Annotated in this window: 13 protein-coding genes; 10 read left to right on the top strand and 3 right to left on the bottom strand. The window is 71.4% G+C overall.

Annotated features, from left to right (window positions below):
- The first annotated feature begins 190 nt into the window (after positions 1–190).
- On the top strand, positions 191–1,888 hold the full coding sequence (locus ABGB21_RS19145; RefSeq protein ID WP_347678799.1) for a PucR family transcriptional regulator ligand-binding domain-containing protein: 1,698 nt from the start codon (positions 191–193) through the stop codon (positions 1,886–1,888).
- Positions 1,889–1,919: 31 nt separating this feature from the next.
- Here the strand turns inward: ABGB21_RS19145 and ABGB21_RS19140 are convergent, their stop codons facing one another.
- Positions 1,920–3,269: a hypothetical protein gene (locus ABGB21_RS19140; protein ID WP_347652307.1), complete on the bottom strand. Its 1,350-nt coding sequence runs from the start codon at positions 3,267–3,269 to the stop codon at positions 1,920–1,922.
- Positions 3,270–3,380: 111 nt separating this feature from the next.
- Positions 3,381–4,799, bottom strand: coding sequence for an acyltransferase (locus ABGB21_RS19135; protein ID WP_347678797.1), 1,419 nt, complete (start codon positions 4,797–4,799; stop codon positions 3,381–3,383).
- A gap of 294 nt (positions 4,800–5,093) precedes the next feature.
- Here ABGB21_RS19135 and ngcE (ABGB21_RS19130) point away from each other — a divergent pair, with 294 nt between their 5' ends.
- From ngcE (ABGB21_RS19130) to ABGB21_RS19120, 3 genes are all read left to right on the top strand, one after another.
- Positions 5,094–6,509, top strand: a complete 1,416-nt coding sequence (gene ngcE / locus ABGB21_RS19130; RefSeq protein ID WP_347652305.1) for an N-acetylglucosamine/diacetylchitobiose ABC transporter substrate-binding protein — start codon at positions 5,094–5,096, stop codon at positions 6,507–6,509.
- Positions 6,510–6,609: 100 nt separating this feature from the next.
- Entirely contained in the window at positions 6,610–7,518 is a 909-nt protein-coding gene (locus tag ABGB21_RS19125; protein WP_347652304.1) for a sugar ABC transporter permease, read from the top strand.
- 95 nt (positions 7,519–7,613) lie between these two features.
- Positions 7,614–8,429: a carbohydrate ABC transporter permease gene (locus ABGB21_RS19120; RefSeq protein ID WP_347652448.1), complete on the top strand. Its 816-nt coding sequence runs from the start codon at positions 7,614–7,616 to the stop codon at positions 8,427–8,429.
- 46 nt (positions 8,430–8,475) lie between these two features.
- Here the strand turns inward: ABGB21_RS19120 and ABGB21_RS19115 are convergent, their stop codons facing one another.
- Positions 8,476–9,471: a BadF/BadG/BcrA/BcrD ATPase family protein gene (locus tag ABGB21_RS19115; RefSeq protein ID WP_347652303.1), complete on the bottom strand. Its 996-nt coding sequence runs from the start codon at positions 9,469–9,471 to the stop codon at positions 8,476–8,478.
- A 230-nt stretch (positions 9,472–9,701) separates the two neighbouring features.
- Here ABGB21_RS19115 and ABGB21_RS19110 point away from each other — a divergent pair, with 230 nt between their 5' ends.
- The 6 genes from ABGB21_RS19110 (at position 9,702) to ABGB21_RS19085 (ending at position 16,788) form a co-directional block, all read left to right on the top strand.
- Complete coding sequence (locus ABGB21_RS19110) at positions 9,702–10,664, top strand: MurR/RpiR family transcriptional regulator (RefSeq protein ID WP_347678795.1); 963 nt, start codon at positions 9,702–9,704, stop codon at positions 10,662–10,664.
- 231 nt (positions 10,665–10,895) lie between these two features.
- Positions 10,896–12,398, top strand: coding sequence for an N-acetylglucosamine/diacetylchitobiose ABC transporter substrate-binding protein (ngcE, locus tag ABGB21_RS19105; protein ID WP_347652301.1), 1,503 nt, complete (start codon positions 10,896–10,898; stop codon positions 12,396–12,398).
- A 46-nt stretch (positions 12,399–12,444) separates the two neighbouring features.
- The gene (locus tag ABGB21_RS19100) at positions 12,445–13,347 is read left to right on the top strand and encodes a sugar ABC transporter permease (protein ID WP_347678793.1); all 903 of its coding nucleotides are present in this window, start codon (positions 12,445–12,447) and stop codon (positions 13,345–13,347) included.
- Between the two features lie 13 nt (positions 13,348–13,360).
- Positions 13,361–14,284, top strand: a complete 924-nt coding sequence (locus tag ABGB21_RS19095) for a carbohydrate ABC transporter permease (RefSeq protein WP_347678791.1) — start codon at positions 13,361–13,363, stop codon at positions 14,282–14,284.
- Between the two features lie 110 nt (positions 14,285–14,394).
- On the top strand, positions 14,395–15,000 hold the full coding sequence (locus ABGB21_RS19090) for a GNAT family N-acetyltransferase (RefSeq protein ID WP_347652299.1): 606 nt from the start codon (positions 14,395–14,397) through the stop codon (positions 14,998–15,000).
- Between the two features lie 81 nt (positions 15,001–15,081).
- On the top strand, positions 15,082–16,788 hold the full coding sequence (locus tag ABGB21_RS19085; RefSeq protein ID WP_347652298.1) for a bifunctional 3'-5' exonuclease/DNA polymerase: 1,707 nt from the start codon (positions 15,082–15,084) through the stop codon (positions 16,786–16,788).
- Positions 16,789–16,841: the final 53 nt, after the last annotated feature.

Genomic DNA, 16,841 nt, shown 5'->3' with positions numbered 1-16,841 from the left:
GACCTGCTGGTCGCCGACATACGGACGTTCTTCCGGCAGCTCCGCGCGGAGACGTCCGCCTGATCCGGCCCGGCCCGCTGCGCACGGCGGCGCCTGATCCGGTCCGGCCCGGTCAGCAAACCCGGTCCGCAACGCGGCGCCGCTGGTCGCGCCCGTCGGCGGTCCGGCCGGGGGCGGTACCGTCGACCGCGTGTTTCCGACCGTGCGTGAGGTGTTGGCCCTCGATCCGGTCCGGCACGGCGGACCCCGGGTGGTCGCCGGGGCGGGCGGGCTCGACCGGCTGGTCCGGTGGGTGCACGCCGCCGAGGTCCCGGACATCGCCGCCCTGCTCAGCGGCGGCGAACTGGTCCTCACCACCGGCATCGGACTGCCCGCCGACGACCCCGGGCTGCGCGCCTTCATCGACGAACTGGCCGACGCCGGCGTCTCCGGGCTGATGGTCGAGCTGGGTCGGCGGTACTCGGGCACGGTGCCGAAGAGCATGGTGGCGGCGGCCGAGCGGCGCGGCCTGCCGCTGGTCGAGCTGTGCCGGGTGACGCCGTTCGTCCCGATCACCGAGGCGGTGCACGCGCTCATCGTCGACGCCCAGCTCACCGAGCTGCGGGCCACCGAGGAGATCCACCAGCGGTTCACCGAGCTGTCCGTGGAGGGGGCGGAACCGGCCGAGGTGGTCCGGCAGGCCGCCGAGCTGGCCGGCTGCCCGGTGGTGCTGGAGAACCTCTCCCGGCAGGTGCTCGGCTACGCCACCGCGGGGCAGAGCGCCGACCTGCTGCTGCGCGGCTGGGAGCAGCACTCCCGGCGGATCCGGCAGGTCGGCCGGACGGCGTACGACCCGGACGTGGGCTGGCTGGTCACCATGGTCGGCGCCCGGGGGCAGGACTGGGGCAGGTTGCTGCTGCGCTGGCCGGGCGACCTGTCGACGGGTGCCCCGACCCCGCCGAACCGGCTGACCATCCTGGTCGAGCGGGCCGCCTCGACCCTGGCGCTGGGCCGGCTGATCCGGCGCGACGCCGAGGGGCTGGAACGGCAGATCCACCGCAACCTGCTCACCGCACTGCTCGACCACAGCCGGCCGGTGGACGAGGTGGCGCTGCGGGCCCGGGCGCTCGGGGTTCCGCTGGATCGGCGGCACCTGGTCGGGGTGGTGGTCCGGTTCCGTGCCGATGAACCGGGGCCGACCCCGGCCCACCAGGCCCGGCTGAGTGACCTGGCAGAGGCGGTCAGCCAGGCGGTCCGGGACGCGGAGCTGTCCGGCCTGTCGAGCACCCTGGACGACCAGGCGGTCGGAGTGTTGCTGGCGCTGCGCGGCCCGGGCGACGAGGACGCCGCGCTGGCCGCCTTCGCGACCGCGCTGGACCGGGTACGCGACGGCGCGGGTCCGACCCTGGACCGGGTACGCGACGGCGCGGGTCCGACCCCGGCGGCGGCCCGGTCGGCGGGGGCGGTGATCGTGGCCGCCGGTTCCGGGGTGGCCGACCTGCGGGAGGCGCGACGCTCGCTGCTCGAGGCCCGGCAGGTCGCCGACGCGGCCCGCCGGGGCCGGCGGGACCTGCGGGTGTTCCGGCTTCCCCAGGTGGGGCTGGCCGGGCTGCTGCACCTGCTCCGGGAGGAGCCGAGGCTGCAGACCTTCGTCGAGCGGGAACTCGGCCCACTGCTGGCGTACGACGCCGAGCACCCCCGGGAGCAGTTGCTCGGCACGCTGCGCGGTTATCTGGAGAGCGGGCGGAACAAGTCGGCCGCCGCCACCGCCGCCCACCTGTCCCGTCCGGCGTTCTACGAACGGCTGGCCCGGATCTCCCGCATCCTGCACGTGGACCTGGACTCGGTCGACGACTGTCTCTCGCTGCACGTCGCGCTGCTCGCCCTGGACGCGGTACGGGACGGCTGAGCCGGTCGGCGTCCCGCGCCCCCGGGGGCGGTCAGGAGATCGCGGTGAGTGCCTTGGCGTACGTCGGCGGCACGAAGTGCGGGCCGGCCGGGGTGAAGACGTCGGTGGAGTTCGCCGCCGTCCACGCCTCGGCCGGCACCGCCGCCAGCAGGGTCCGGACCACGGCCGCGTCCCGCCAGTCGGGGTGCTCGGCGACCAGTCCGAGCGCGACCACCGACTCCTCCACCTCGCCGACGCACTCGAACGGCTTGTGGCCGTCGATGCCGAGCAGGTCGAGATAGCCGGGGGTCTGCGCCGGGTCGGCGAGCAGGTCGGCGCCGAAGATCCGGACGAGTCGCTCCCGGGGCATGAACGGGGCCAGCGCCAGGAAGATGAACCGGCACTTGGGGCAGTCCGCGCACCACCGCGCGCTCGGGTCGTGCAGCTTGAACGCGGCGTTGCAGCTGGTGACGACGTCGTCGTACCGGGTGAACCGGGCGAACAGCCGGGCGATGTGCAGTTCCGACAGCGGCCGCAGCAGCGAGAAGTACGGCTCGGCCAGCCCGGCGTGCCCGGCCAGCGCCGCCCGGAGCAGTCCCTCCGCCTCGACCCCCTTGGACCACTGGTGGTTGACCTCGTGACCGTTCCAGATCAGGTTCGGGTCGGAGGCGGAACGCTCGTTCGCCATCACCACCGGACCCAGCCCGTGCAGGACGGCGGTGGCGACGGCGATCAGCGAGTTGATCGCGGTGACCGGAATGTGCCCGTTCCGGGCGCCGGCCGCGTTCAGCGCGATCAGCTCCGGGTCGATCCGACGCCGGGCGGTCAGCGGGGTCAGCTCGGAGGCGTCGAAGACCGAGGTGATGATGTGGTTCGGGTTGACCGAGAACGGCACCGGGTCGAGGCCGGCCCGGCGCAGCGCCTCCAGGCTGACGATCGAGTCCTTGCCGCCGCCGACGGTGGAGAGCGGCCGTCGGTCGGAGTTGTCGACCGCGACCGGTTCGGCGGGTCGGCCGGGCGGCACGGTGGGCGCCAGTTCCAGGACGTGCGGCAGCTGGTTGCGGTAGGCGTACTCGGCGAGGCCCTTGGTGTAGACGGCGGTGACCAGCGCGGTCGCGGCCTCGCCCAGCGGCGCCGGCAGGAGCAGCCGGGGCGGCGCGGCGGCCTTGTAGTAGCTGACCCCGGCGACCAGGTGCAGCAGTTCCAGGACCCGGTCGAGGGTCTGGCGGGTCTGTGCCGACGGCGGCGCCGGCGGCACCGGCAGCGTGATCGTCTCGGTGAACCGCAGCTCGCCGTCCGGGCCGGTCAGCGTGTAGTCGAGGGACACCTGGCCGGTCTGCGGGTCGAACGAGTGGGCGGGGAAGGAGAAGCTCTCCAACCGCTGGAACTGTCCGTTGGTCACACGCCATAGTAGGCCGCGACGATCGTGACGCGCGGCGCGGCGTGGGCAGTTTGTCTGGGTCGACGGGCCGGGCCGGGGGCGTGGGACGGCGCTGTGGCGGTCACCCCGGGTTCAGCCCGACCGGCCGTGCCCGCCGCCCGGACGGCCCGGGCCGGCACTGCCCGGCTGTCCCGGGCCGGGTTCGCCTGCGCTGGGCACGGACCGGAGCAGTCGGAGCAGGGCGGCGCCGGCGAGGTAGCTGACCAGGGCACCGGTCGGCAGGCCCAGTGGATAGGCGCCCGACCTGGCGGCCACGCTGTTGCTGAACAGGCCGACCACGGTCGCGCCGAAGCCGAGCAGGATCAGGACCAGTCGGACCGGTGGCCGGGTGAGGAACCGGGCCAGCCCGGTCGGCAGCCAGCCCGGCCGGTGCGTGGCCCGGCGGGAGCCGCGGATCTCGATCCGGCCGAAGACCCCGACCAGGAGCGCCAGTACCACGCTCAGCGCGGCCAGCCAGGCGATCCGCCAGAGCCACCAGGTGGTGCTGCCGACCGGCGGGGTGGGCAGCACACCGAGGGCGTCGAGCAGGCCGGCCAGCAGGATCACCGCGGTGAGGTGCCAGAGGAAGATGGTCAGGACCACCGCGTTCACCGCGACCACGGCGGTCCACGGCCGGGGGCGGTGCAGCCAGCGCTCGGCCGGGCCCCGGAGCAGCATGATCAGGCCGAGTTGGGCGGTGGCCAGGGCGAGCAGGGCGAGGCTCGGCGGGGACATGTTCTGGATCCGCTGGTCCGGCTGGTTGATCATGCTGATCGGGTACGGGCCGAGCACGGTCAGCAGCGGCACCCCGACCAGGCCGACCACCAGCAGTGGCAGCCCGACCCGGGGTCGCATCGGCAGCGACCCGGTACGCCAGGCGAACCCGACCTGGTGCAGGGCGAGCCAGCCGAACAGGTAGTTCCCGTACGACAGCCAGCCCGCCGAGAGCAGTCGACCCAGGTCACCGAGGGTGAGCAGGAGCAGCAGCACCACCGGTACGGCGAGGCCGAAGCGCCGGTGCAGGGCGTACATGACCGGGGCCAACAGGACCACGCACAGGTACGCGGAGAGGAACCAGAGCGGGATGGTGGTGTACCAGACCACGGTGCGGATCTGGACCGGCTCGACGCCGAGCAGCCGGGCCAGCAGGCCGGTGGCGGCGAGCAGCACCAGCAGCACCGTGGTGGGCCGGAGTAGCCGTCCGCTGCGGTCGCGCAGCCACTCGCCGGCGTCGCCGCCGCGTCGTCGGTGCGACTCGAGCGAGGCGGCGTTGGCGTAGCCGCCGACCAGGAAGAACAGCGGCAGGACCTGGAACAGCCAGGTGCCGGGGCGGGCCGCGACGAGCGTCTCCAGCGCGGAATGGCCGCGCAGGTCCCCTTCCGGGTCGTGGTCGATGACGGCGATCAGCCAGTGGCCGAGCACCACCATGGTGATCGCCACCGCGCGGAGCAGGTCGACGTAGCGCTCCCGGCGGGCGGGCGTGCGGCCGGCGAGTTCCCGCAGGCGGCGCATGCGGCCAGGCTATCGATCCGACCGGGGCGGTGGCGGGGTTATCCGGCAGATCCCCGCAGGCGGCGGCATTCTCCCTGGCCGGTTGCCGGTCAGTAACGGTTCGGTCGTCGGGGCTTGCTGCCGGCACCCACTTCCGTAAGAATCCTTCAATAACTTCCCGTGAAGTGAAGACAAGCAACTCTGTGAGACAGGCAACTCAGCAAGAAGAGCAGCCGTGCAAGACCCCGTGCCTCGATGGCGGGCGTCGCCTCCACCGGTCGCGGCGTCCACCTGAACCGGATCCGAGGAGAAGCTATGAACAGGCGTGAGATCCTGCGTCGTACGGCGGCGGCCGGTCTGCTGGCCGCCCCCGCCACCGGCCTGCTGACCGGTTGCGCCCTCGGTGGCGGCGGCGACGAGGAGAGCGGCGGCGAGACCTATGTGGGGACCAAGAGCGAGCAGAATCCACTGGGGGTGAAGGAGGACGCGCCGCTCGAAGTGGTCATTTTCAACGGTGGCTTCGGAGAGGAGTATGCCAAGTCCCACGAGGCGATGTACACCGAGAGATATCCAAAGGCGCAGATCAAGCACTCCGCCACCCAGGAGATCAACAAGACCCTGCAGCCGCGCTTCGTCGACGGCACCCCACCCGACGTGGTCAACAACTCCGGCGCGGGTCAGATCGACTTCAACGGCCTCGTCTCCCAGAATGCCCTCGCCGACCTCGGCGAACTGCTCGACGCGCCGAGCCTCGACATCCCCGGCAAGACCGTCCGGCAGACCCTGCTGCCGGGCGCGGTCGACGTCGGCTCGTACGACGGCAGGTTCCTGGTCCTGAACTACACCTACACCGTCTACGGCATCTGGTACTCGACCAAGCTCTTCGCCGACCGCGGTTGGGCGTACCCGAAGACCTGGGACGACCACATCGCGCTCTGCCGGGAGATCAAGGCCGCCGGCATCGCGCCCTGGACGTACGCCGGCAAGCACCCCCGCTACATGAGTTGGCCGGTGATCGCGACCGCGGTCAAGTTCGGTGGCCCGGACGTGGCGAAGGCGATCGACAACCTGGAGCCGAACGCCTGGAAGTCCGAGGCGATGAAGGCGGCGGCCGACGCCTGGTACCAGATCGTCAAGGACGGCTACATCCTCTCCGGCTCGCCCGGCCTGGACCACGTCCAGTCGCAGACCGCCTGGTGCCAGGGCAAGGCCGCCTTCATCTCCTGCGGGTCCTGGCTGGAGAGCGAGCAGAAGAACGTCACCCCGCCCGGATTCAACATGTCGGTGGCGCCGACACCCAGCCTCGGCAGCGGTGACAAGCTGCCGTTCGAGGCGCTCCGGGGCACCGCCGGCGAGCCGTTCATGGTGCCGGCCAAGGCGAAGAACCGGGCCGGCGGGCTGGACTACTTCCGGACGATGCTCTCGATGAAGGGCGCCCAGGACTTCACCCGGCGGGTCTCCAGCCTGACCGTGGTCGCCGGCTCCACCCAGGGCGTCGAGCTGCCGTTCGGGCTGAGCAGCGTGGTCAAGGCTCTGGACGCCTCCGGCGCCAACGGGTTCAACTGGGTCTACAACAACTACTACCGGAAGCTGGAGCGCGAACTCGTCGACGCGGCCTGCGGCGAGTTCTTCAGCGGCCGCAGCACGCCGGCGGACTTCCTCGAGGCCTGTCAGAAGGGCGCCGACCAGATCGCCGCCGACAGCAGCATCAAGAAGTACAAGCGGGCCTAGTCGGGGCAGGGCGCCGGGGGTCGGTCCGGGTCCGGGCCGACCCCCGGCGCGCGAGTGTCGCGGGAGTGATCCCGCGTGGAGTGGGCAGGATGTCGGTCTCGTGAAACATGGCAAGTACCCGCTGATCATCACCTTCCTGGTGCCGCCGCTGCTGCTGTACGGACTCTTCGTCCTCTGGCCGTACCTGCAGGCGTTCCCGATCGCCGGCACCGACTGGCTCGGCTACTCGTCCGACATCAACTTCGTCGGGTTGGACAACTTCGCGACCCTGGTCCGCGACGGCTACCTGTGGAACGCGGTGAAGAACAACGCGATCCTGCTGGTGCTGTTGCCGGTCCTCACCATCGTGCTCGGCCTCTTCTTCGCCACGATGCTCAACACCGGCGGTCGGCGCGGCCGGGCCGGGGTGGTCGGGGTACGCGGCTCCTCGGTGTACCGGCTGGTCTACTTCTTCCCGCAGGTCCTCTCGGTGGTGATCATCGCGCTGCTCTGGAAGGAGGTCTACCACCCGAACAACGGCCTGCTCAATGCCACGTTGCGCGGGATCGGGCTGCCCGCCCCGACCTGGCTCGGCGACCCGCGGACCGCGTTCTGGGCGGTGCTGGCGGTGATGGTCTGGAGCAGCGTCGGCTTCTACGTGGTGCTCTTCGGCGCCGCCATGCAGGCCATTCCCCGGGACATCTACGAGGCGGTGATGCTCGACGGGGCGTCCCGGTGGACCACCCTGCGCAAGGTCACCATCCCGCTGCTCTGGGACACCGTCCAGGTCGCCTGGATCTACCTGGCCATCGCCGCGCTGGACGGTTTCATCCTGATCCAGCAGATGACCGACGGCGGCCCGAACCACTCCTCGGACGTGATCGGCCTGCGGATGTACAACACCGCCTTCGGCAGCGAGACCAAGTTCGGGTACGCCTCGGCGATCGGCGTGGTGATGTTCTTCCTGACCCTGTCGGTGGCGGTGCTGGCGCTGCGGGCCGCCCGACGTGAACGGATCGAGTACTCGTGACCACCGTGGACACCTCCGCCCCGGCCGTACCCGCCGACGACCGTGCCGACCGGGCCCGGGCCGGCGACCGGGCACCCCGGCGTGACCTCGGCGTACTGAACGTCTTCTCGCACGGCTTCCTGCTGCTCTGGGCGCTGCTGACCACGCTGCCGCTGCTCTGGGTGGTGGTCAGCTCGTTCAAGAGCGACGCGGAGATCCTGGCCGACCCGTGGGGACTGCCGGGCGCGCTACGCCTGGAGAACTGGGCGCGGGCCTGGACCGAGGCCCGGATCGGCCAGTACTTCTTCAACAGCGCGGTGGTGGTGGCCGGCTCGCTGACCCTGACCATGCTGCTCGGCGCCACCGCCGCGTACGTCTTCGCCCGGTTCGAGTTCCGGGGGCGGCAGGTCTTCTACTACCTGTTCGTCGGCGGGATGATGTTCCCGGTCTTCCTCGCCCTGGTCCCGCTCTTCTTCGTGGTCCGCGACGCGGGGCTGTTCAACAGCTGGACCGGGCTGATCCTGGTCTACGCGGCCTACTCGCTGCCGTTCACGGTCTTCTTCCTGACCGCGTTCTTCCGTACCCTGCCGACCTCGGTCGCCGAGGCCGGGTTGATCGACGGCTGTGGCCACTTCCGGCTCTTCTTCCAGGTAATGCTGCCGATGGCGCGACCGGGACTGATCAGTGTGGCGATCTTCAACTTCCTCAGTCAGTGGAACCAGTTCATCCTGCCGCAGGTGCTGATGCAGGGCGACGAGTCGAAGTGGGTGCTCGCCCAGGGGTTGGCCGCGCTGGCGGTCAGCCAGGGCTACCAGGGTGACTTCAGCGGACTGTTCGCCGGACTCACCCTCGGCATGCTGCCGGTGCTCGCCGTCTACGTGGTCTTCCAGCGGCAGATCCAGTCAGGCCTGACCGCCGGGCAGCTCAAGTAGCCGAACTGTGGCAGTGCGGGCCGGGGTCGACGGGCCGGTACCGCGATCAGTCGTCGAACGGGTTGAGCAGCCGGCGGTGCAGTTCGACCGGGTCGGTCACCTCGGGCAGGCGTCGGGCGGCCAGCCAGGCGGCGCCGAGCGCACCGTCGTCGTGGACGTACCGCAGTGGCGCGTCCGGCCAGCGTGCCGTCAGGGCCGAACGCAGGGTGTGCACCAGCGGCGTGTCGACGAAGAACAGCCCGCCGCCGAGCACGATCGGCGTACGCGCGTCCGCCGGCCGGATCCGGTCCACGTTGGCGGCGAGCAGCCGGGCGGCCTCGTCGAGGATCGCGGTGGCGGCCGGGTCACCGGCGACGCTGGCCTTGATGACCAGCGGGGCGAGCGCGGCCAGTTCGACGGCGGGCCGCCGGGTCACCTCCTGCACCAGGGCGTCGACGGTGTCCCGGGGCCGCGTGGCGACCTCCGCCGAGCCGAGCAGTTCGGTCAGCACGAGGGTGGAGAGCGGCCCGGGGGGCCGGTGCCGGTCGAGATCGGCCAGCGCCTGCCGGACGGCCTCCCGGCCGACCCAGAAGCCGCTGCCGGCGTCGCCGAGCAGCCAGCCGTGTCCGTCGGCGACCCGGTCCAGGGTCAGGTCACGCACCTCGGCGGCGATCGCGCCGGTGCCGGCGATCAGGATCGTGCCGTCCGGCTCGGCGGTGGCGGAGGCGTACGCGACGAGGGCGTCGCCGACGATCTCGTACTCGCAGCGCAGGCCGACCTCCTGCCAGACCCGGGCGAAGGCGAGCCGGCCCGCCGGATCGGCGGACAGCCGGCCCGCTCCGGCCAGCCCGATGACGCCGGCCCAGACCAGTCCCGGGTCGATGTCGGCGAGGGCGTCGGTCAGCGCCATCCGGAGCTGTTCGGCGGCCTGCTCGGCGCCGTGGCTGGTCGGGTTGCCGCCGCCGGCCCGTCCGCTGCCGAGCCGTTCCCCGGACAGCGAGACCACCGTGGCCCGGGTCGAGGTGCCACCGACGTCGAGTCCCACCACGATGCCGTCGGACATGACCGGCAACCACCTTTCTGTCGCGTGGACTCCGTCCACTCTCCGGCGCCGCGTTCGTCGACCGGCATCCATGCTGCTCGGTGCGGCCGTGCCGGGCAAGATCCGGCCGGGGCGCGGCAGCGCGGGTCAGGTAACAGTTTGAAAACTTCACTCATCGTCTTGACAAGGAGGGGGTTTCAGTAAGAACTTTTACCACTAACAGTTAACTTCCTTTTCGGAAAGGCGTGCCCATGGTCGAGCACGAGGCGGACGCCGTCGCGGGCACCGCGGTGGTGGATGCCGAGCGCGACCTGCGGGCCGCCGCCGGGCTCTCCCCGGCGGACAGTGTCCTGGTCCGGGTACGGTCCCGGCTGACCGAGTTCACCGGCGCCCTGCGCCGGGTCGCCGAGCAGGTGCTCAGCGATCCCGCCGCGGCGGCCCGGGCCACCATCGTCGAACTCGCCGAACGCAGCGGGACCTCGCCGGCCACCGTCACCCGGTTCTGCCGGGCGATGGGCTTCGAGGGTTACGCCGACCTCCGGCTCGGCATCGCCGCCGAGACCGGCCGGGCGCACAGCGCCGGCTGGACCGTCGACATCGGACGGGAGATCCAGCCGACCGACCCGCTGGAACGCGTCCTCGGCCAGATCATCGCCGCCGACACCCAGGCCATGCACGACACCGCCACCCTGCTCGACCTGACCGAGGTCGAACGGGCCGCCGAGGCCATCGCCCGGGCCGAGCGGGTCAACATCTTCGGCGCCAGCGGCAGCGCGCTGGTCGGCGAGGAGATGCAGTTCAGCCTGCACCGCATCGGGGTCGCCGCGTGGGCCTGGAACGACGTGCACGAGGGGCTTGCCTCGGCCGCCCTGCTCCGGGCGGGCGACGTGGCGCTCGGCATCTCCCACACCGGCCAGACCCGCGAGACGATCGAGACCCTCGCCGAGGCGGGCAGCCACGGGGCGACCACGGTGGCGCTCACCGGGTTCCCCCGGTCCCCACTGGCCGAACTCGCCGACATCGTCCTGCTCACCGCGAGCCAGGCGACGACCTTCCGGCCGGACGCGCTCTCCGCCCGGCACCCGCAGCTTGTTGTCCTCGACCTGCTCTACATCGCCGTCGCCCAGCGAACCCACGACCGGGCCCACGCCGCGTTCCAGCGGACCGCCCGGGCGGTGGGTGGGCACAAGGCGGCGAGGGAGACACGACCGTGACGCCGCCACGGGTCACCGTCCGTCGTGTCGAGCCGGCGCTGGTCGCCGGTGCGCCCGACGGCCCGTCGGGCCGGAGGATCCCCCATCCGCCTCCGACCCGATCGTCCCGACCCCGGCACCGGGAACCCTTCCCGGCGCCGGCCGGGGACGAGCACCCGCACCGCTGGCCGGTCCGGGCCGACCGGAGTTTCTCCGACCGGCCCGACCCGACTCTCAACCGAGGAGATGAAGATGTCCGCAACCCCCGACACCCCGTCGGCGCACATTGACCCGTCGGCCACCTCCGGACCGGACCTGCCGGGTGCGCTCAGCGCCTCCCGTCGTACCGTGCTGCGTCGGGCCGCCGCCGTCGGCCTGCTCGTCACCCCGGCCGCCGGGCTGCTGAGCGCCTGCGCCACCGGCGGCGACAGCGGCGACGGCGGCGAACAGGCCACCGGCGAGAAGAGCGCGACCAACCCGCTGGGCGTCAAGGAGGACGCCGAACTGGAGGTCGTGATCTTCAACGGCGGCTACGGCGACAAGTACGCCACCGACGTGCACGAGAAGCTGTACGCGACGGCGTTCCCCAAGGCGAAGATCAACCACCAGGCGACCCAGGCGGTCTCCACCGTGCTGCAGCCCCGGTTCGCCTCGGGCAACCCGCCGGAGTTCGTCAACAACTCGGGCGAGAAGTTCCTCGACTTCGGCGCCCTGGTCGCCGACGGACAGATGCAGGACCTGACCGAGCTCTGGGACGCGCCGTCGGTCGACGACCCGAGCAAGAAGGTCCGGGACACCGTCATCCCCGGCGTCATCGAGCAGGGCTCGTTCAACACCCCGGACGGTGGACGTAAGCCGTACGTCCTGTACTACGTCTCGACCGTGTACGGCATCTGGTACTCCGGCAAGCTGTTCAAGGACAACGGCTGGACCGCCCCCACCACCTGGGAGCAGTTCACCGCGCTCTGCGAGCAGATCAAGTCCAAGGGCATCACCCCGTACGGCTACGCCGGGGCGAACGCCGCCTACTACCAGTGGAACGTCATCCTCTCCCAGGCGGCCAAGGTCGGCGGCCCGGACGTGCTGAAGAACATCGACAACCTGCAGCCGGGCGCCTGGACCGCCGAGCCGGTGCTGCAGGCCGCCCGGGCCTGGGCCGAGATCGGCAAGAACTTCTCGGACAAGAGCTTCGAGGGGCTCAAGCACACCGACGTGCAGCTGCGGCAGAACCAGTACAAGGTCGCCTTCTACCCCAGCGGTGACTGGCTGGAGAACGAGCAGAAGAGCAACACGCCGGCCGGCTTCGAGTACCAGATCATGCCGGTGCCGAGCCTGACCGCCGCGGACAAGCTGCCGGCCGGGGCGATCCGGGCGGCGGCCGGCGAGGGCTACTTCGTCTCGGCCAAGAGCAAGAACCCGCGCGGCGGCATGGAGTACATGCGCCAGATGCTCTCCAAGGCGGGTGCCCGGGGCTTCACCGAGACCGTCGGTGCGGCGACCGTGGTGCCGGCCGGCAGCGAGGGCTACCAGTTCCCGCCGGGTGTGGCCAGCTCGCAGGCCGCACTGAAGGCGGCCGGGGCGAACGTCTTCAACATGATGTTCGACAACTGGTACAAGGAGCTGGACACTGAGGCCCGGACCGCCACCAACGAGCTGATGTTCGGTCGCGCCTCGGCCGAGCAGTGGGCCGAGCGGATCCAGAAGCGGGCCGACGCCATCAAGAGCGACAGCAGCGTCGCGAAGTTCACGCGCTAGCCGGAGTAGGTTGATCATGCGGCAGGGCAAGCATCTGTCAGCCAGGGTGAGCAGGTACGCGTTCGTCTACCTGTTCCTGGCGGTGCCGGTAATCCTGTACTCGGTCTTCGTGGTCTCGCCGTACCTCCAGGCGTTCTGGCTGTCGTTGACGGAGTGGCGGGGGATCGGCGCACCGAAGTGGGTCGGGTTCGCCAACTTCGAGCGGCTGTTCCAGGACGAGGTGTTCTGGAAGGCGGTACGCCACCACGGCGTACTGCTGCTTGCCCTGCCGCTGATCACCATCGCCATCGCGCTCTTCTTCGCCTTCATGCTCAACGTCGGCGGCGGCAGCAAGGGCGGACAGCGGGTCGGGGTCAGGGGTTCCGCGTTCTACCGCGTGGTCTTCTTCTTCCCACAGGTCCTGGCGGTGGCGATCATCGCCGTACTGTTCCAGATGGTCTACCGGCCGGACGAGTCCGGCCTGATCAACGGTGTCCTGGTGAAGCTGGGTCTCGATCCGGTCTACTTCCTGATCAACCCGAACCTCGCGCTCTGGTCGATCGTCGGGGTGCTGGTCTGGCAGGCAGTCGGTTTCTACGTGGTGCTCTTCTCGGCCGGCATGGCATCGATTCCGACCGAGATCTACGAGGCGGCCGAGTTGGACGGGGCCAGCCGGATCACCATGTTCTTCCGGGTGACGATCCCCCTGCTCTGGGACACCCTCCAGGTCGCCTGGGTCTACCTCGGCATCGCCGCGTTCGACTGTTTCGCGATCGTCGCGGTGCTGTCGGTGGACAGCGGCGGGCCGGACGGCGCCACCACCGTGCTGGCCGTGGAGATCTACCGCAACGCGTTCGTCTACAGCAGGTACGGCTATGCGTCGGCGATGGGCGTGGCGCTGTTCTTCCTGACCATCACGTTCGCGGCGCTGACGCTGCGGGTGTCCAAGCGGGAAAGCGTCGAGTACTGACATGGGGCCGCAGATGACAACAACAGAGACGGACCGGCCGGCGGTGGACCGGCCGGGCGCCCCGCACCGGACGGACGCCCGCGCCGGTCGGGCCAGGGGACTCAAGTCGGAGGTACGGCTGCTCAGCGGGCTGGGGCACATCGCCCTGGCGGTCTGGGCGGTGCTGGTCATCGTGCCGATCCTCTGGACGTTCCTGGCCTCGTTCAAGAACACCGCGGAGATCTTCAGCAGCCCGTGGACCATGCCGGCCGAGCTGCGCTGGGAGAACTGGGCGCGGGCCTGGACCGAGGCCCGGGTCGGTCGCTACTTCGTCAACAGCGTGATCGTGGTGGGCTTCGGTGTCGCCGGCACCATGCTCTTCGGCGCGATGGCCGCGTACGTGCTGGCCCGGTACCGGTTCGTCGGCAACCGGTTCTTCTACTTCCTGTTCGTCTCCGGTCTGGCGTTCCCGGTCTTCCTGGCCCTGGTGCCGCTCTTCAAGGTCGTCCAGAACTTCCAACTGCTCAACACGCACACCGGCGTGGTGCTGGTCTACATCGCGTACTCGCTGCCGTTCACGGTCTTCTTCCTGGCCGCGTTCTTCAAGACGCTGCCGACCTCGGTCGCCGAGGCAGGGATGATTGACGGCTGTGGGCACACCCGGCTGTTCTTCCAGGTCATGATGCCGATGGCCAAGCCGGGCCTGATCAGCGTCGCGATCTTCAACGTGATCGGGCAGTGGTCGCAGTACCAGCTCCCGCTGGTGCTGCTCGCCGGCGACAAGGACAAGTGGGTGCTCACCCAGGGCATCGCGGACATCTCGGTCAGTGCCGGCTACGAGGCGGACTGGTCGGGGCTCTTCGCGGCGTTGAGCATGGCGATCCTGCCGATGATCATCGTGTACGCCATCTTCCAGCGGCAGATCCAGTCCGGCCTCACCGCCGGCGCGGTGAAGTAGGGCCGGACGGCGGGCGGCCCCGGGGGTCTGCGGGGCGGGACCCCCAGGTCCCGGGCAGATCAGCCGGGGCCGCCGGACCGGCGCGTTCGGGCGCCCGGAAGGATGGGGGAGTGCCGCTGCTCGTCACTCCCGCCCTCCCCGGTGACCTCCTCGCCACGATCGCCCAGCCCCACCTCGACACCGGCGACGGGCTGCTGCTGCGCCCGTGGCGCCCGGAGGACGCCGGCACCGTACGGGCCGCGTTCGGCTGTCCGGTCATCCAACGCTGGCACGTACGCCGGATCGACGGCGACGCCGAGGCGCGGGACTGGATCGCCGGCTGGGCCCGCCGGTGGCGCAACGGCACCGACGCCAGTTGGGCGGTGGTGGACGAACGGGACCGGCCGCTCGGTCAGGTCGGCCTGCGGATGATCTCGCTCTTCGAGGCGTCGGCGGAGCTGTCGTACTGGGTGCTGCCGGAGGCCCGGGGCGCCGGGGTCGCCGGACGGTCGGTCCGGGCCCTCACCGCCTGGTGCTTCATCACACTGGGGCTGCACCGACTGGGTCTGCTGCACTCGGTCGCGAACGCCGCGTCGTGCCGGGTCGCCGACAAGAGCGGGTACGCCCTCGAGGGGACCATGCGCAGCGCGCTGCGGCACGCGGACGGCTGGCACGACGTACACGTGCACGCCCGGCTGCGCACGGACGGTGACCTCCCGGCGGCCCCGGTCGCCTGATCACGGGGCCGGGTGTGGTGTGGAACCCGGTCCGGCCGCCGGCGACCGGGAGTGTCGGTCGGTCCGGGCAGAATCCTTGGCGTGCTGGTGGCGGTGGTCGCGGACGGCGACGGAGACGGGGGTGGCGGCACCCTCCGGCCACTGCATCCGGACGGCCGCCCGGCCGGTCCGGTCGAGCGGGTCACCGATCTGGTCGCGGCGATCGCTGAGCGGGAACGTCGGGACCAGCCCCGGTGGCTCTGGGCGTCGACCGCCGGGTGTTATCCGGGACTGCTCCGGGCCGGTGTCCGGGTGGAGCGCTGCCACGACGTCGAGCTGACCGAGGCGCTGCTGCTGGGCCACGCCGGGCGCTGGGGCGAACCGCGCGGGCTGCCCGCCGCCTGGGCCCGGCTGACCGGAGCGCCGGTGCCGGCGGATCCGCCGGCCCGGGCCGCCGCGCCTCCCGGCGACCAGCAGGGCGCGCTCTTCGAGGTGGTCGGTGGACCGCCGCCGGTCGGGATCGACGCGCTGGCCCGGGTCTACGCCGACCAGCAGACCCGGATCGCCGGGACCGAACACCCCGGCCGGTTCCGGCTGCTGGTCGCCGCCGAGTCCGCCGGGGCCCTGGTCGCCGTCGAGATGGGTGCGGCCGGACTGCCGTGGCGGGCCGACGTGCACGACGCGCTCCTGGTCGAGCTGCTCGGTGAGCCGTCACCGGTGGGTGGGCCGCCGCGCCGACTCGTCGAGCTGGCCGCCGGGATCGCCGAGGCCTTCGGGGTACGACAACTGCACCCGGAGTCCCCGGCCGAACTGCTCCGGGCCTTCGCCCGGGCCGGCCACGAGCTGCCGAACACCCGGTCCTGGGTGGTGCGCTCGGTCGACCACCCGGCGGTCCCGATGGTCCTGGAATACAAGGAGCTCTACCGGATCTGGACCGCGCACGGCTGGGCCTGGCGGCAGGCGTGGGTCTCCGGGGGCCGGTTCCGCCCGGAGTACGTGCCGGCCGGGGTGGTCTCCGGTCGGTGGGCGACCCGGGGTGGCGGGGCGCTGCAGATCCCGAAGGTGGTCCGACGGGCGGTCCGGGCCGACCCGGGCTGGCGGTTGGTGGTCGCCGACGCCGGCCAGTTGGAGCCCCGGGTGCTGGCGGCGGTCTCCGGCGACGCCCGGTTCGCCGCCGCCGGCGCTTCCGGTGACCTGTACGCGGCACTGGCCCGGGACAGCTTCGGCGGTGACCGGGCCCGGGCCAAGCTGGCGCTGCTCGGCGCGATGTACGGGCAGACCGGCGGCTCGGCGATCCCCGCGCTCGCGGTGTTGCGCCGCAGCTATCCGACCGCCTTCGAGTACGTCGAGGCGGCGGCCCGCACCGGTGAGGGTGGCGGTCTGGTCCGGTCCTGGTTGGGACGTACCTGCCCGCCCTCCTCGGTCTCGGTGCGGGAGTCGGAGGAGGGGGAGGGGGCGGTGCTCGAGGTGGCCGAGGTCGACCCGTTCGGTCCCCGGGCCCGGGCGGCGGCGCGGGCCCGGGGGCGGTTCACCCGCAACTTCGTGGTCCAGGCGACGGCGGCGGAGTGGGCGTCGAGCCTGCTGGCGCTGCTGCGGACCAGGCTCGCGGCCCTGGGGCACGGCTCGGCCGAGTTGGTCTTCTTCCAGCACGACGAGGTGCTGGTGCACTGTCCGGCGGACCAGGCGGAGCAGGTGGCCGCCCTGGTGCACGACGCGGCGGACCAGGCCGGACGGCTGCTCTTCGGCGACACGCCGGTGCGGTTCCCGCTGGACGTCTCGGTCGTGGAGTGTTACGCGGACGCGGCCTGATTCAACAGCTGATAACACAAAGCTCCAAATTCGTCCGTTTAGTGCCGATACTC

Source organism: Plantactinospora sp. B24E8 (genome assembly GCF_039871735.1).
Lineage (GTDB): Bacteria > Actinomycetota > Actinomycetes > Mycobacteriales > Micromonosporaceae > Plantactinospora.
This window is presented reverse-complemented; position numbering and strand designations above follow the sequence as displayed.

Coding starts and splice junctions, on each gene's coding strand:
- ABGB21_RS19135 (WP_347678797.1), bottom strand. CDS start 4,799: ATGCGCCGCCTGCGGGAACTCGCCGGCCGCACGCCCGCCCGCCGGGAG.
- ngcE (WP_347652305.1), top strand. CDS start 5,094: ATGAACAGGCGTGAGATCCTGCGTCGTACGGCGGCGGCCGGTCTGCTG.
- ABGB21_RS19115 (WP_347652303.1), bottom strand. CDS start 9,471: ATGTCCGACGGCATCGTGGTGGGACTCGACGTCGGTGGCACCTCGACC.
- ABGB21_RS19110 (WP_347678795.1), top strand. CDS start 9,702: ATGGTCGAGCACGAGGCGGACGCCGTCGCGGGCACCGCGGTGGTGGAT.
- ngcE (WP_347652301.1), top strand. CDS start 10,896: ATGTCCGCAACCCCCGACACCCCGTCGGCGCACATTGACCCGTCGGCC.
- ABGB21_RS19095 (WP_347678791.1), top strand. CDS start 13,361: ATGACAACAACAGAGACGGACCGGCCGGCGGTGGACCGGCCGGGCGCC.